Origin of the sequence: Streptomyces sp. PA03-1a, assembly GCF_033792805.1 — a bacterium.
Taxonomy (GTDB): domain Bacteria; phylum Actinomycetota; class Actinomycetes; order Streptomycetales; family Streptomycetaceae; genus Actinacidiphila.
This window is the reverse complement of the sequence record NZ_JARAVO010000246.1, coordinates 1-14,038: the sequence shown is the minus strand read 5'-3', so window position 1 is coordinate 14,038 and position 14,038 is coordinate 1. Positions and strand designations below refer to the sequence as shown.

General features: G+C 74.6%; 11 protein-coding genes and 1 pseudogene. 8 read left to right on the top strand and 4 right to left on the bottom strand.

Annotated features, from left to right (window positions below; translation table 11 throughout):
- Window positions 1–104 precede the first annotated feature (104 nt).
- Complete coding sequence (locus PV341_RS37420; protein WP_500331196.1) at window positions 105–1,022, top strand: EamA family transporter; 918 nt, start codon at window positions 105–107, stop codon at window positions 1,020–1,022.
- A gap of 129 nt (window positions 1,023–1,151) precedes the next feature.
- Here the strand turns inward: PV341_RS37420 and PV341_RS37415 are convergent, their stop codons facing one another.
- Complete coding sequence (locus PV341_RS37415; RefSeq protein ID WP_500331198.1) at window positions 1,152–2,603, bottom strand: NCS2 family permease; 1,452 nt, start codon at window positions 2,601–2,603, stop codon at window positions 1,152–1,154.
- A gap of 212 nt (window positions 2,604–2,815) precedes the next feature.
- Between PV341_RS37415 and sigJ the strand changes: the two genes are divergently transcribed.
- The gene (sigJ, locus tag PV341_RS37410; RefSeq protein WP_500331199.1) at window positions 2,816–3,733 is read left to right on the top strand and encodes an RNA polymerase sigma factor SigJ; all 918 of its coding nucleotides are present in this window, start codon (window positions 2,816–2,818) and stop codon (window positions 3,731–3,733) included.
- A gap of 201 nt (window positions 3,734–3,934) precedes the next feature.
- The gene (locus PV341_RS37405; protein WP_500331201.1) at window positions 3,935–5,758 is read left to right on the top strand and encodes a tetratricopeptide repeat protein; all 1,824 of its coding nucleotides are present in this window, start codon (window positions 3,935–3,937) and stop codon (window positions 5,756–5,758) included.
- Between the two features lie 9 nt (window positions 5,759–5,767).
- On the opposite strand, the gene PV341_RS37400 is transcribed toward PV341_RS37405, so the two are convergent.
- A complete protein-coding gene (locus PV341_RS37400) occupies window positions 5,768–6,514 on the bottom strand; it encodes an SDR family oxidoreductase (protein WP_500331203.1) in 747 nt (248 codons plus the stop codon).
- 260 nt (window positions 6,515–6,774) lie between these two features.
- On the opposite strand from PV341_RS37400, the gene PV341_RS37395 reads away from it, so the two are divergent.
- Window positions 6,775–7,539 carry a GntR family transcriptional regulator gene (locus PV341_RS37395; protein WP_500331205.1) on the top strand — a complete coding sequence of 255 codons (765 nt, stop codon included), beginning with the start codon at window positions 6,775–6,777 and terminating at the stop codon, window positions 7,537–7,539.
- Window positions 7,540–7,594: 55 nt separating this feature from the next.
- On the opposite strand, the gene PV341_RS37390 is transcribed toward PV341_RS37395, so the two are convergent.
- Both PV341_RS37390 and PV341_RS37385 read right to left on the bottom strand, forming a co-directional pair.
- Window positions 7,595–9,217, bottom strand: a complete 1,623-nt coding sequence (locus PV341_RS37390; RefSeq protein WP_500360144.1) for an alpha/beta hydrolase — start codon at window positions 9,215–9,217, stop codon at window positions 7,595–7,597.
- A gap of 212 nt (window positions 9,218–9,429) precedes the next feature.
- Window positions 9,430–10,587 (bottom strand): ROK family transcriptional regulator, encoded by a 1,158-nt coding sequence (locus PV341_RS37385; RefSeq protein ID WP_499510395.1) that lies wholly within the window; start codon window positions 10,585–10,587, stop codon window positions 9,430–9,432.
- A 128-nt stretch (window positions 10,588–10,715) separates the two neighbouring features.
- On the opposite strand from PV341_RS37385, the gene PV341_RS37380 reads away from it, so the two are divergent.
- The 4 genes and pseudogenes from PV341_RS37380 to PV341_RS37365 form a co-directional block, all read left to right on the top strand.
- On the top strand, window positions 10,716–11,162 hold the full coding sequence (locus PV341_RS37380) for a hypothetical protein (protein ID WP_500331208.1): 447 nt from the start codon (window positions 10,716–10,718) through the stop codon (window positions 11,160–11,162).
- Window positions 11,163–11,333: 171 nt separating this feature from the next.
- Window positions 11,334–12,677, top strand: a complete 1,344-nt coding sequence (locus PV341_RS37375) for a glycoside hydrolase domain-containing protein (RefSeq protein ID WP_500331210.1) — start codon at window positions 11,334–11,336, stop codon at window positions 12,675–12,677.
- A gap of 98 nt (window positions 12,678–12,775) precedes the next feature.
- Window positions 12,776–13,425 (top strand): annotated as a pseudogene (gene ribB / locus PV341_RS37370) (3,4-dihydroxy-2-butanone-4-phosphate synthase).
- 4 nt (window positions 13,426–13,429) lie between these two features.
- Window positions 13,430–14,038: HAD family hydrolase (locus PV341_RS37365; protein WP_500360143.1), on the top strand; the 609-nt coding region annotated here is incomplete at its 3' end.

The following is a 14,038-nucleotide window of genomic DNA, read 5'->3' as shown; positions in this document are numbered from 1 at the left end:
CCACCCGTACCGCGCTCGCCGGCGTCCCCGCCCCCACTGGTCCCCGTAACCGTCATCGCATTGGACCTTAAACCGGACCGGCGGACCTTCCTAGCGTGCCTGGCATGGATCTCTCGTACCGCCGCGGGGCGCTGCTCGCGGCCCTCGCCTGCGTCCTGGTCGGCGGCTCCTTCACCGCGTCCGGGATCCTCGTCGGCTACCCCCACGCCGGGGGACAGGCACTGCGCTACGGCCTCGCCTTCCTGCTCCTGCTGCCCGTCGCCCGGCGCGGCGCCGGGCCCCGGCTCCGCGCGCTCGCCCCGCGGCAGTGGGCGCGGCTGGCGCTGCTGGCCGCCACCGGGATGGTGGCCTTCAACCTCGCGGTGCTGGGCGCCGAGCGCACCGCGGAACCCGCCGTGCCCGGGGTGCTGGTGGGCTGCGCGCCCGTCGTCGTCGCCGTCCTGGTGCCCGCCGTGGAGGGCCGGCGCCCCGCGACCCGGGTGACGGCGGCCGCCGTCCTGGTCGCGGCGGGGGCGTTCGTGGTGCAGGGCTGGGGCGCCACCGACGTCGCCGGGCTGCTGTGGTCGCTGGCGGCGCTCGGCGGCGAGGTCGCCTTCGCGGTGCTGGCCGTGCCGGTGCTGCGGCCGCTCGGCCCGAAGCTGCTGTCCGCGTGCGTGTGCGGCATGGCCGCGGCCGAGGCGGCACTGCTCGGCGTGGCCCTCGACGGCGCGGAAGCCCTCCCGGCGCCCACCGGCGCGCAGGCGCTGGCGCTGGGCTGGCAGGCGGCGGTCACCACCGTGATCGGCTTCGTCTGCTGGTACGCGGGCGTCCAGCGGATCGGCGCCGAGCGGGCCACGCTCTTCTCCGGGCTGATCCCGGTCTCCGCCGCGCTGACCGCGCCGCTCGCCGGCGTCGGCACGTACGGCACGGGGCAGCTGGCCGGCAGCCTGCTGGTCGCGGGCGGGGTCGCGCTGGGCGCGGGCGTGGGCCACGTCACACCCGGGGATCCGGAACGGGCGGGAACTCGCGCCCTGCGCCGGTAGTTCGACAGTTACGGGCCGCGTGCGGAGCGCCGGTCCGGCCAGCGGCCCCGACCGGGGGCCCCCGTCCCGGTCGGGGTCTTCATCGTGGGGCCGCGGGAGGCCGCATCGGCCCCCGCGGCCCACTGGGCCCTACTTGACCCCGAGCAACTGTTCGAGCGGGTCGATCGCGAAGTAGACGACGAAGAGCGCCGACACCGCCCACAGCAGCCAGTGCACCTGACGGGCCTTGCCCAGCACGGCCTTGAGCAGCACGAAGGCGATGAATCCGGCACCGATGCCGTTGGTGATCGAGTACGTGAAGGGCATCACGGCGATTGTCAGGAAGGCCGGGATGGCGATCTCGAAGTCGTCCCAGCCGATGTTCTTGACCTGGGTCATCATCAGGAAGCCGACCGCGACCAGCGCCGGCGCCGCCGCCTGGAGCGGCACGATCGTCAGCAGCGGGCTCAGGAAGAGCGCCACCGCGAACAGGCCGCCGGTGACCAGGTTGGCGAAGCCCGTACGCGCCCCCTCGCCGACCCCCGCCGCCGACTCGATGTAGGCCGTGTTCGACGACGAGGAGGCCGCGCCGCCCGCGACCGCCGCGGCACCGTCGATGAGCAGGACCCGGCCCAGGTTCGGGACCTTGCCCTCCTCGTCCAGCAGGCCCGCCTCGGCCGTGATGCCGACGACCGTGCCCATGGTGTCGAAGAAGTCCGACAGGATGAGGGTGAAGACCAGCAGCACCACCGTGATGAAGCTGACCTCGGCGAAGGCGCCGAAGAGGCTGAAGTGACCCAGCAGCCCGAAGTCCGGTGCGGCGAACACGTCGTCGGGCACCTTGGGGGTGGTCAGTCCCCAGCTCTTCACGTCCGCGACGGCGTCGACCACGATCGCCAGCACCGTCATGGCGACGATGCTGATCAGGATCGCGCCCTTCGCCTTCCGGGCCAGCAGGGCGATCGTCAGCAGCACCCCCAGGCAGAAGACGAGCACCGGCCAGCCCGACAACGCCCCGCTGCCGCCCAGTTGCACGGGCACCGTGGTGTTCGCGGCGTCCGGGATGCGGCTGACGAAACCGGCGTCCACGAAGCCGATGAAGGCGATGAACAGGCCGATGCCCACGCTGATCGCCTGCTTCAACGCCTGGGGTATCGCGTGCATCACCGCCTCGCGGAGCCCGGTCACCACCAGGACGCAGATGACCAGGCCCTCGATGACGATCAGGCCCATCGCGTCGTCCCAGCTCATCATGGGCGCGATCTGGAAGGCGACCACCGCGTTGAGGCCGAGGCCCGCCGCGATGGCCAGCGGCAGGTTGCCGCCGACGCCCATGACGATCGTCATGACCGCCGCCACCAGGGCGGTGGCGGTGACCAGTTGACCGGTCGACAGGACGTGGCCGAACTTGTCCTTCGCGCTCCCCAGGATGATCGGGTTCAGCACGAGGATGTAGGCCATCGTGAAGAAGGTGGCGAAACCGCCGCGCACTTCGCGGCCGAAGGTCGACCCGCGCTCCCCGATGCGGAAGTAGCGGTCCAGTGCGTTCTGCGGTGGTGGTGGCGGAGAGCCCTTCGCCACGTCGGTGGCCTGAGCGGACATGGTGCTCCTCGGGGTCGGTACGGCAACCGGATAAAGCTGCTGGAGGCTGGGGGGATTGTGTACGCCGGAACGCCCGCTCGGGTTTTGAATCCGTTTCCTTGTGTTAACGAATCGGCACCGCTGGGCGCCGCACCCGGACTCCGGCGTCGAAACCGGCACGCAGCGGCGTCCTGCCTGGACATGCCCTCCCGCCGTCCGGTGGGATGGGGACCGTGGGCGACCAGGACAGCGCGGCGGAGGAGTTCGAGCGGCACCGGCCCCTGCTCACGGGGATCGCGTACCGCATGCTCGGCCGTTTCGCCGACGCCGAGGACGTCGTGCAGGAGACCTGGCCGCGCTGGGCCGCCGCCGACCGCGCGACCGTACGCGACCCGCGGGCGTTCCTGGTGACCGCCACGACCCGGCTCGCCATCGACCGCCTGCGGCAGGTGCGGTCGCGCCGCGAGTCCTACCCCGGTCCCTGGCTCCCCGAGCCCGTCGCCACCGAATTCGGGCACACCGTGCCCGACGCCGCCGAACGCGTCGTCCTCGCCGAGTCCGTCTCGCTCGCCGTCCTCGTCCTGCTGGAGTCGCTCTCCCCGCTGGAGCGCGCCGTGTTCGTGCTGCGCGAGGCCTTCGCGTTCCCGTACGCGCAGATCGCCGCGGTCCTCGACAGGACCGAGCCCGCGGTACGCCAGCTCGCCGGCCGCGCCCGCCGCCACGTCGAGGACAAGCGCCCCCGCTACGACGCCGACCCCGCCGAGACCGCCCGGGTCACCGAGCGCTTCCTGGCCGCCGCGGTGGGCGGCGACCTCCAGGGGCTGCTCGCCCTGCTCGCCCCCGACGTGCGTCTGCTCGGCGACGGCGGCGGCGTGCAACGCGCCCCGCTCCGGGTCATCGAGACCGCCGGCAAGGTCGGCCGCTTCCTGCACGCCATCGCGCCCACCCCGATCGCCGAACCCGCCTTCGCCTTCCGCGAGGTGAACGGCGTCCCGTCGATCGTCGTCACTTCCCGCGGCCGCCCCCACACCGTGTTCAGCCTGGAGGTCACCGACGGCCTCGTCTCCACGGTCTACCTCCTCACCAACCCCGGCAAGCTCACCGGCGTCGCCACCGCGGCCCCCGTCCTCCGCGACAAGGGCAGGGCCTGACCGCCGGTCCCGCACGCGGCGGCGGTCCTCCCGCAGCCACGTCTCCGTGAACGGGAGGAGAAAGTAATGCGGGGGTCCAGAACATCAGGCCCGCCTCCCCACGGACTTCCCGCCGAGGCACTCCGACAGGCGGTTCGCCGCCGTCGGTTAGGGTGCCCCGGGGGCGGGGGCACCACGAGCGAAGCGAGGCGGGGAGCGGCTGTGCACGATCATCCGGAGGGCCACGAGGACGGGGCGCGCCTGGAGGCGGAGGGCGAAGTGGCCACGGCGCGCATCGCGCTGGCCGGGGGCGACCTCGAGCACGCCGCCCGGCACCTGGAGGACGCGCTGGCGCGTGACCCCGCGCTCCCCGAGACCCACGAGGCCATGGCCGAGTTCGCCGCGAGCGTCGGGGGCGCGGAGGCGGCGCTGACGTACTTCGCCCCCGAGGAGCGGGCGTTCATCGGCACCGTGGCCGCGCGCGGCCACCTCTGCGCGGTCGCGGGCCACTGGGACGAGGCCGTCGGCCTGCTCGCCCAGTGCGCCGGGCACGAGCCGCAGCGGCCCTGGCTGGACGTCGCGTGGCTGCGCCGCCCCGACATCGCGGACCTCGTCGCGCCGGACACCGTGGCCCGGGCGGCCGCGCGCGTCGCGCCGCAACTGCCCGACCCGGTGGAGGAGGAGCGGCGCGGCCCGCTGCTGCCGCTGCTCGACCTGGTCCGCGCGAGCGCCGCGCGCCACCCCGACCACACGATGCTGCTCTGGTGCGGTTCCACGCTCGCCCGCCGCATGGGCGGCTCCGAAGAGGCCGTGGGCTGGGCACGGCGCTCGTACGAGCTCGAACCCTCCCACCCCGCCGCGGTGATGCTCGGTTACGCGCTGCGCAGCGCCGGCCGCCCCGAGCAGGCGCTGGAGGTCTGGCAGCGCGAGGTCGCCCGCGACCCCTCCGACCTCGACCTGTACGTCGACGTCGCCGAGTTGCTGGGGTCGCTCGGCCGTCCCGCCGAGGGCGTGGCGTGGGCCGAGCGGGCGCTGGCCGCCGACCCCGCGCACCCCAAGGCGGGACCCGCGGTGCACGCGCTGCGCCACGCGGTGCGGCCGGACCTGCGGCACCTGGTGGCCCTCGCCGACCATCTGCGGGCCGAACCCGGACACGGCTACGCCGCGGACCTGCTCGCCCGGCTGAGCCAGGGGACGCCGTGGCTGAACTGGATACCCGGCGGCAACGAGGCCGTGGTCAGCCTGCTGCACCAGGCGCTCGGGCAGTCCGTGCCCGCGGACGCCGGACTGACGCTCACCGTCTCCGCCCTGGAGCCGCCGAGCGCGCTGCTCGCGCTGCGCGCCGCGTACCCGAACGCGGTCACCGAGATCCAGTCCGTGCCCGAGCCGGACCTGCGGATCGCCCCGCGCCCCGTCGAGGTCGCGCTCTGGGCCTACGAGGGCACCACCGCGCGGCCCGCCGTCCGTCCGCCGTCCCCGGAGGCGGCCGAAGCGGTGCGCCGCCTGGCCTGGCACGGCTGGCCGCACCTGGTCGCCGCCTACGACGACGCGGTGGCGCTCTCCGGGCTCGACCCCGAGGACCTGCTCGGCGTGCTGGTCCATCCGCCGGCCCCGCGCGAGGACGAGTTGGGCCGCGCGCTCTCCGCCCAGGCCCCCGACCTGTGGATACGGTGCGTGCAGGTGTGGGCGTGCCTGGGCCTGGCGCACCACCGCAGCGACGAGCCCTGGGCCGTCTCGCGGCGCCGTGCGCTCCTCGTGGACGTGCTGGACAACGCCGAGGACTGGGTGTGCGAGGCGGCCGCGCTCGCGATCGTCGCGACCGCCTGGACCGACCCCGCCGTGCGCAAGGACGCGGCAGAACTCGTCGGCCGCCGCCTGCTGGACGCCCTGGAGGCGAGGCGGAGCCGCGTCGTCACCCTGACCTGGTCGATGTGCCACCTCGCCCTCGCCACCCCGGAGCTGATCCCGCAGGTTGCCGCTCTCGCCACCGACGTGCTGCGCACGATCGACGCGGAGGACGACGCGGAGGCCGCCGCCCGGGAGTAGCGGGCGGCGCTACAGGCCGCCGGCGACGCGCAGCACCGCGCCCGTGGTGTACGACGCGTCCGGCGACATCAGCCAGGCCACCGCGCCGGCGACCTCGTCCGGCTCACCGGGCCGCCGCATGGGCACGCGGTCCGGATTGCGCCAGGGCCGCTCGGGGTCGCCCATCGCGGCGTGGATGTCGGTCACGATCATGCCGGGCTGCACGGAGTTGACGCGCACGCCGTCCGGGGCGAGTTCCTTGGCGAGGCCCACGGTCAGCGCGTCGACCGCCGCCTTGCTGGCGGCGTAGTGCACGTACTCCCCGGGGCCGCCGAGCGTCGCGGCACCGGAGGAGATGTTGACGATCGCGCCGCCCTGGCCGCCGTACCGGGTGGACATCCCCAGCGCCGCGCGGCGGGCGCACATGATCGCGCCCATCACGTTGACGTCGATCACCCGGCGCATGACCTCGACCGGGGTCTCGGTGAACCGGCCCAGCGGCCCCGTGACGCCCGCGTTGTTGACCAGGCCGGTCACCGCGCCGAGCTGTTCGCCCACGGTGTCGAAGAGCGTGTCCACCTGTCCGGCGTCGCTGGTGTCGACGCGCACCACGACGCAGCGCGCGCCCGCGTCCCGGACCTTGCGGGCGACGTCCTCGGCGGCGTCGGCGTCCTTCTCGTAACCGATGCCGACGGCGTGCCCCTCGCGGGCCAGCCGCAGCGCGACCGCCGCACCGATGCCGCGGCCGCCTCCGGTGACCACCGTGACCGGACCCATGCCAGCTCCCTCACTCGACGTGATCACGAACGCTACCAGCGCGCGAACGCCCCATGACGGGCCCATGACGGGCGCGAACACCTCGTGAACACCGCGCGACCGTGCCCGCCGGACGCGGCCGGGCCCCTGAGCATTGGTCTTGACCAAGTCGGAGGGCAGCTCTATCGTCGCCTAGTAGTGCAAGAACCTTTAATAAAGAGCCGTTCGGAAACAAGGCTGAACAAACCCCGGACGGCGTCAGGCCGATTGCGGAGGACAGGGTGGGGACCACGCAGCTCGAGAACGTGCCGGAGCCCAAGTACTGGCACCTCAAGACCGTCCTCATCGACGCCCTCGACTCCGAGTTCACGGTCGGTGAGATCCTGCCCAACGAGCGTGAGCTCGCCGCCCGTTTCGGTGTCGCCCGGGCGACCCTGCGCCAGGCCCTGGAGCAGTTGGAGCTGGAGGGCCGCCTGCAGCGCCGCCGCGGTGTCGGCACCACGGTCGCACCGCCGCGCGTGGGCGTCTCGGTCGGCCCGTCGAGCGGCAGCTGGCCCGGCGCCGCGGGTGACGCGTGGCGGACGGTGGGCTGCGTCGAGGCCGTCGCCCCCACCGCGGTCGCCGAGGTGCTGGGCACCGACGCCGACGAGGCGGTGCACACCGTCCGCCGGGTCCGCGCGATGGGCGGCCAGTCCGTCGCCACCGAGCTGCTCTACGTCCCCCGGGCCTCCGTCCCCGGCCTCGCCGGCGACCTGACGCCGGCCGGCCACGCCCCCGCCGTCCTGCGGGAGTTGCACGTCCTCGGGCTCGACGGCGACGACCGGGCCGTGGAGCTGGGCTCGGCCCGCGCCGAGGACGCCAAGCAGCTCGACCGGCTGCCCGGCGCCCCCGTGCTGGTCGTCACCACCCGTTACTTCAGCGGTGGACGTGTCGCGGCCGTTGCCGTCGCCACCTACCGCGCCGACACCTGCCGGCTGACCTTCGGCGACAGCGGCGCGATGGAGATCACCCACCACGGCCAGCAGCGGCACGCCGCCGCGTCGTGAACCCGGCTCCGGCGTCCGTGCCGCCCGGTCCGCCCGGTCCGCCCGGTCCGTCCGGTCAGTAGAAGCGGCCCGTGTTGGCGTCCTCGGCGCCATCACGGCCGGAGGGTGCGGGCAGCGGGTGCCCGGAGCAGCGGATGTCCCGGTCCCCGGTGGCGCCGGAGATCAGGTAGCGGTCGACGCGCGCGGTGACGCACTCGTTCCAGAAGCTGATCAGGCCGTGGGAGCCCCGCCCCTCCTCGGTGATCATCCGGGAGCCCGGCAGCCTGCGATGCAGTTCGACCGCGCCTTCGTACGGTGTGGCCGCGTCCCGCTCCGACTGGACGATCAGCACCGGCGGCAGCCCCGACCCGGGACGCGCCCCGACGTCCACCGCCCGCCCGCCCTGGACCGGCCACGAGGCGCAGGGCAGGTTCAGCCAGGCGTTCGCCCAGGTCTCGAAGGGACGCTGGCGCGCGATCCGTGAGTTGTCGCGGTCCCACACGCTCCAGTCGCGCGGCCATGCCCCGTCCGAGCACTCCACCGCCAGGTAGACCGCCTCGCTGTTCTCCTCGTCCTTGGCCTGCCCGGGGTCCGGGGCGGCCGCGTCGACGAGCGGGTCGTCGTCACCGTGCAGGTAGCGCGAGAGCAGATGGGCGAAGGAGGCCCAGCGCTGGTCGTAGTAGGCGGCCTGCACCGCCGCCGAGTGCAGTTCGCCCGCGCCCACCTTGCCGGCCGGGCGCTTGCCGAGCATCCGCATCGCCCGGTCGAAGCTCGCCTGCACGCGCCCGGGTGTCGCACCGAGGCCGTACACGCGGTCGTGCCCGGCGGCCCAGGTGCGCCAGTCCGCCCAGCGGCGCTCGAAGGCCACGTCCTGCGCGAGGTTGGCGCCGTACCAGACACCGCGCGGGTCGGGGTTGACGACGCTGTCGACGACCATGCGGCGCACGTGCGAGGGGAAGAGGGTGGCGTACACCGCGCCCAGGTACGTCCCGTAGGAGACGCCGTAGTAGTTGAGGCGCGGCTCGCCCAGGGCGGCGCGGATGACGTCGAGGTCCCGTGCCAGGTCCGCGGTGCGCATGTTCCGCAGCAGGGCGCCGCCTCGCGCGCCGCAGTTGTCGGCCGTGCGCCGGGCCTCCGCACGCTTGGCGGCCTTCACCGCGGCGGTGGGCAGTCGCGGATCGGGGCCGGGGGAGCGCTGGTGGCCCGCCGGGTCCTGGCAGGACAGCGGCGCGGAGTGGCCGACCCCGCGGGGGTCGAAGCCCACCAGGTCGTACGTCCTGGCCGCGGTCTCCCAGACCTTGCGGGTGACCGCGCCCACGCCGGGCCGGCCCACCGCCGGGAACCACAGCCCCGACGAGCCGGGGCCGCCCGGGTTGAACACCAGGGCACCCTGGCGCACCGAGGCCGGGCCCGCCGCGCGCAAGCGGCTCACCAGCAGGCCGATCGTCGCGCCGCCCGGCTCCGCGTAGTCCACCGGCACCCGGACGGTGCCGCACTGCACGGGCGCCTTGAGCCCGCTGTCGGCCGGGCACGCCCCGAAGACGATCCCGGTGGCCCCGGCCGTCCGGGCCGCGACCGTGGCCCCCGCCATCCGCAGCTGCTCGGCGACCAGGGGATCCGGGGAGTGCCCGGCGGCCGGGGCGGTCGCCGCGCCGGCCGCCAGCACCAGGGACACTGCCAGGACCACTGCTCGCCGCACGAGGGACGCCCTTTCGCCGGCCGCGCCCGCCGGCGCGGCACGCTCGCCGATGCGACGGATCGTCGGCTGGTCGGACAAACGGGCCAAGCAGGCAGGCCGGTGAGCCGCGGAATTTCGCCCGTATTGCCCTGGCCGGTGGTTCGCGTGGTCGGCGGTGGGGCGGGCCGGTGGGGGCCGGCCGATGGTGGTGCGGCCCGGCTCGCGTCGCGCGCTCAGCGGCCGAGCAGCGAGGTCCTGGCCACCGCGAACAACTGCTCCTCGACGTGGTCCAGCGCGAGCCGCAGGGCCCCCGTGGCCACCGCCTCGTGCCCCAGCGCCGACAGCGCCACCTCCGGCGGCCGCAGGCAGTAGCGCGCCAACTCCGTGCGCAGCGGCTCCAGTACGCCGTCCAGTCCGGCCGCCCAGCCGCCGATCACCACCAGTTCCGGGTCTATCGCCTGCACCAGCGCCGCCACGTCGTGCACCAGGCGCTGCAGGAACCGGTCGAAGGCCTCCCGCGCCTGGACGTCGCCCGACCTCGCGAGCGCGAACACCTCGGCCACCGCGGACTCGTCCAGCGGGTGCAGCGGTGTCCCCGTCGTGGACAGCAGCCGCTCCGGCCGGGCCTCCCGGCCCAGCAGGTGCAGCGCCCCGATCTCGCCCGCCGCCCCGCCGAAGCCGCGGTGCAGCCGGCCCCCGATCAGGGACCCGGCTCCGGGGCTCAGCCCCGCCAGCACGAACACCACGTCGTCGGTGCCGACGGCCGCGCCCTTCCAGTGCTCGGCGACGGCGGCGGCGTTCGCGTCGTTCTCCACCAGGACGGGGCAGCGGAACGACCGGCGCAGCCGCTCGCCCAGCGGCAGCCCCGTCCAGCCGGGCAGCGCCGTGCTCAGCCGGACCGCGCCGTCGGTCTCCACGATCCCCGGGCTGCCCACGCCGACCGCCCACAGGGTGCTGCGGGCCACGCCGGCCTTGCGCAGCAGCTCGGCGACGGTGCCGCGGACCCGCTCCAGGCGCTCCTCGGCCGGCAGGGTGTCGGCGACGTCGTGCGCCAGCGACCCCAGGACGCGACCGCTGAGGTCCGACAGCAACGTCCGGATCTCCCGGGCCCCGATCTCCACGCCCAGCAGGTGCCCCGCCTCCGCGTGGAAGCGGAACCTGCGCGCGGGACGCCCCTGCTTGCGCGCGTCACCGGGCTCCTGCGGCGCCTCCACCACCAGGCCCGACTCCGTCAGGCCCTCGATCACGCCCTCGACGGTCGGCCGTGACAGCCCCGTCGTCTGCACCAGTTCGGTCAGGCTCACGGCGGGCTCGCCGCGCAGCGCATGGAGCACCACCGCGGAATTGATCCGCCGGAGCAGGGACGGGTCCCCGCCGGTGAGCCGCCCCAACGTACGTCCTCCCAGCTTGCGCGCGTGTTGGCCGGATCGTACCCGTCCCGGCGGCCCGCGGCGAGTAGCTCCGGCACAGGGTTACTGACTCGATGTCAAGTGTCACAGGCGCGGGGTTTACTGGAGCCATGGACCTGCCCGGCCACGTGGCCGTCGTCGACGCGCTGCGCGCCCGCCCCTTCCCGGCGCGGCGCGAGCGCTGCGGCGCGGTCGACAGCGGCCCCGGCCACCACATAACGGACCTCCGGATCAGTGAGGACTTCTGGGACGCGGACGGGGACCCCGGGTACAGAGGGCAGGTCGAGGACGACATGGAGGCCGAGTGTCAGGCCCTGGTCGAGGTGCTCACCGAACGCTGGGGCGCGCCCGAGACGGTCGACCTCGCCGCCCACCTCGAACGCTCCTTCCACGGTGAGCCGGTTCCGCCGCCGCTGGACACCCTGTGCGGCTACGCCTGCGAGGCATGGGCCTGGCGCGTCGGGGACCGCTGGATAGGGGTGTGCGTCGGCCAGGGGGACCCTGAACTGCCCTTCCAGCTCATCGCCGCCGTCGGCGACGCCGCGGTCGTACCGTGACCGCGTCGCACTCCTCGACGCGGTCGCCGCACCCCCACTACCCTTTGTCCGCAACGGCCTGATGTGTCGTCATGCGCGACGATTCCCGCCCCGGGGCCCGGCACACACGGCGCGGACGGCTGACCCAGTGATTCCGGCGCCATGGCGCCGTGCCGTACCCGGGGGGCCGTCATGCCGAACCCGCACTTCCTCCACCGCGCCGCGCGAAGACTCCTCGCCGCCGCCTCCGCCCTGCTCCTGGGCGGCGCCACCGCCCTCGTCCTCGCCCCCGCGGCCTCCGCCGAGCCCGCCACCGCGGCCGGCTACCCCGCGGGGGCGGGCGCCACCCGCTACTCCGGGCTCGCCTTCGACACGTGCACCGCGCCGCCGCTCACCACGATCCAGGCGTGGAACGCCTCCCCGTACCGCGCGCTCGGCGTGTACGTATCGGGGGTCAACCGCACCTGCGCCCAGCCGCAGCTCACCGCCTCCTGGGTGACCTCCGTCGCCCGGCTCAAGTGGCGCCTGCTGCCCATACACAAGGGCCTGCAGCCGCCCTGCGGCGCCCGGCCCGGTGACGCCAAGATCAGCACCACCCCCGGCTCCGCGCGGACCGAGGGCACCAGGGCGGCCGGCGAGGCCGTCGCCGCGGCCAAGGCCCTCGGCATGCAGCCCGGCAGCGCCCTCTACAACGACATCGAGAACTACGCCCAGGACGACGCCGCCTGCCGCACCGGCGTCCTCACCTATCTGTCGGCCTGGACGAAGGAACTGCACCGGCTGGGCTACGTCTCCGGCGTCTACATGAACCTCAACCTCGGCGCCAAGCAGCTCGCCGACGTCTACGCCTCCGCCTCCTACGCCCGCCCGGACGCCCTGTGGATCGCCCGCTACGACGGCGCCGACACCCTCAAGGGCTGGACCGGCGTCGCCGACGCCAAGTGGCCCGTCCACCAGCGCGCGAAGCAGTACCGCGGCGGCCACGACGAGACCTACGGCGGCGTCACCGTGAACATCGACAACGACCGGCTCGACGCGCCCGTCGCCACCGTCGCCCTCGGCTACACGGTGACGAGCTCCACCGCCCTCAAGGCGCGCAGCGGCCCCTCGACGACCCATCCCGTCGTCACCACCCATGCGCCCGGCTCCGCCCTGCGCGTCGTCTGCCAGGCCCCGGGCCTGAAGGTGGGCACCACCTCCGTGTGGGACAAGCTCACCGACGGCACCTACGTCAGCGACCACTACGTCAGCACCCCGTCGGCCACGGGCTACAGCGCCCCCCTGCCCCGCTGCGTCCTGCCCTACCAGGTCACCGCGCCCGGCGGCCTCACCGAACGCAGCGGTCCCGGCACCTCCTACGCCGCCAAGGGCACCTCCCCGAACGGCGCGCTGGCCTGGGTCGTCTGCCAGAAGTCCGGATCCAAGGTCGGCGCCACCAAGATCTGGAACCGCCTCGACAACGGCCGCTACGTCTCCGACCACTACGTCGCCACGCCCGGCACGACGGGTTACAGCAAGCCGATCCCGCGCTGTTGAGCGGGGAAAGCCCGTTCGGCGTACGGACTTCTCAAGCTCCCCCGTTCGGTCACCGATGCATCCCGCAGGAAGCGCTACTGCGAGGAGAGGTTGGATCTGTGACGTCAGCATCGGCGCCGCGCTCGGCTGCGGGCCTGGACGCGGTGGCGACCGCCGTCGGCGACCTGCGGGCCGGGCGGCCCGTCATCGTGGTCGACGACGAGGACCGCGAGAACGAGGGCGACCTGGTCATGGCGGCCGAGTTCGCCACCGCGGAGACCATGGGGTTCTTCGTCCGCTGGACAGCGGCCTGATCTGCGCGCCCTTGGCGCCGGAGATCGCCGACCGCCTGGAACTGCCGCTGATGGTCCCGCCCGGCCCCGACCTCGACACGGCGGCGTACACCGTCTCCGTCGACGCGGTCGGCGTCGGCTCCGGGATCTCCGCCGCGGACCGGGCCCGGACGGTACGGACGCTGGCCGGCCGGGCGACCCGGCCCGACGAACTGCACCGCCCCGGGCACGTCTTCCCGCTGCGCGCCCGCCCCGGGGGGATCGCCGAGCGGCGCGGGCACACCGAGGCCACCGTCGACCTGCTGCGCCTGGCCGGGTTGCCGCCGGTCGGTGTGATCAGCGAGGTCTGCGAGGACGACGGTTCGGTCGCCCGTTTCGACCGGCTGCGGGCCTTCGCCGACCGGCACGGCCTGGCGCTCATCTCGATCGAGCAGCTGTCGAACGGGCCGCGCCTCGCGGACCCCGCGACGGTGTGACCGGATGAGCCGAGCGACGATCTTCGACCTGGACGACACGCTGGTCGACAGTGCGGACGCATGGGTCCGTGTCTGCGCGGCCTTCGCCGCCCGCCACGGTCACCGCTGGCGGGCGCAGGACACCGCCGCCCTGCACGGCAACGGCGGCTGGGCGGCGTACGTCGCCGGACTGTGCGGTGGCACGGCGAGCCCCGCCGAGGTGGTCCAGGCCTGCACCACCGCGGCGACCGGCGAGGTGGCCGCGGGCCGGGTCCGGGCGCTGCCCGGCGCCGTGGACCTGGTCCTCGAAGCCGGACGGCACGGCCCCGTGGGCCTGGCCACGGCCAGCCCGCGCCGCTTCGTCCTGGCGGTCCTCGACGGACTGGGCCTGACGGGACGGTTGAGCGCCGTCGTGTGCGGGGAGGACGTGGCCCGGGGCAAACCCGCGCCCGACCCCTACCTGCGCGCGGCGGCCGAGATCGGCATGCCGCCGTCCGGCTGCCTGGCCGTCGAGGACTCCCCGGACGGCATCCGCTCGGCGACCGCGGCCGGCATGCGCGTCCTCGCCGTCCCCCGCGGCGGCATGCCGCTGCCGCCCGACGTCGCCCACCTGCCCGCCGCCCAGGCCCCCCCC

What these genes read in the sequence shown, in the direction of transcription:
- PV341_RS37420 (WP_500331196.1), top strand. Translation starts at nt 105, where the DNA reads ATGGATCTCTCGTACCGCCGCGGGGCGCTGCTCGCGGCCCTCGCCTGC.
- PV341_RS37415 (WP_500331198.1), bottom strand. Translation starts at nt 2,603, where the DNA reads ATGTCCGCTCAGGCCACCGACGTGGCGAAGGGCTCTCCGCCACCACCA.
- PV341_RS37400 (WP_500331203.1), bottom strand. Translation starts at nt 6,514, where the DNA reads ATGGGTCCGGTCACGGTGGTCACCGGAGGCGGCCGCGGCATCGGTGCG.
- PV341_RS37380 (WP_500331208.1), top strand. Translation starts at nt 10,716, where the DNA reads ATGGACCTGCCCGGCCACGTGGCCGTCGTCGACGCGCTGCGCGCCCGC.
- PV341_RS37375 (WP_500331210.1), top strand. Translation starts at nt 11,334, where the DNA reads ATGCCGAACCCGCACTTCCTCCACCGCGCCGCGCGAAGACTCCTCGCC.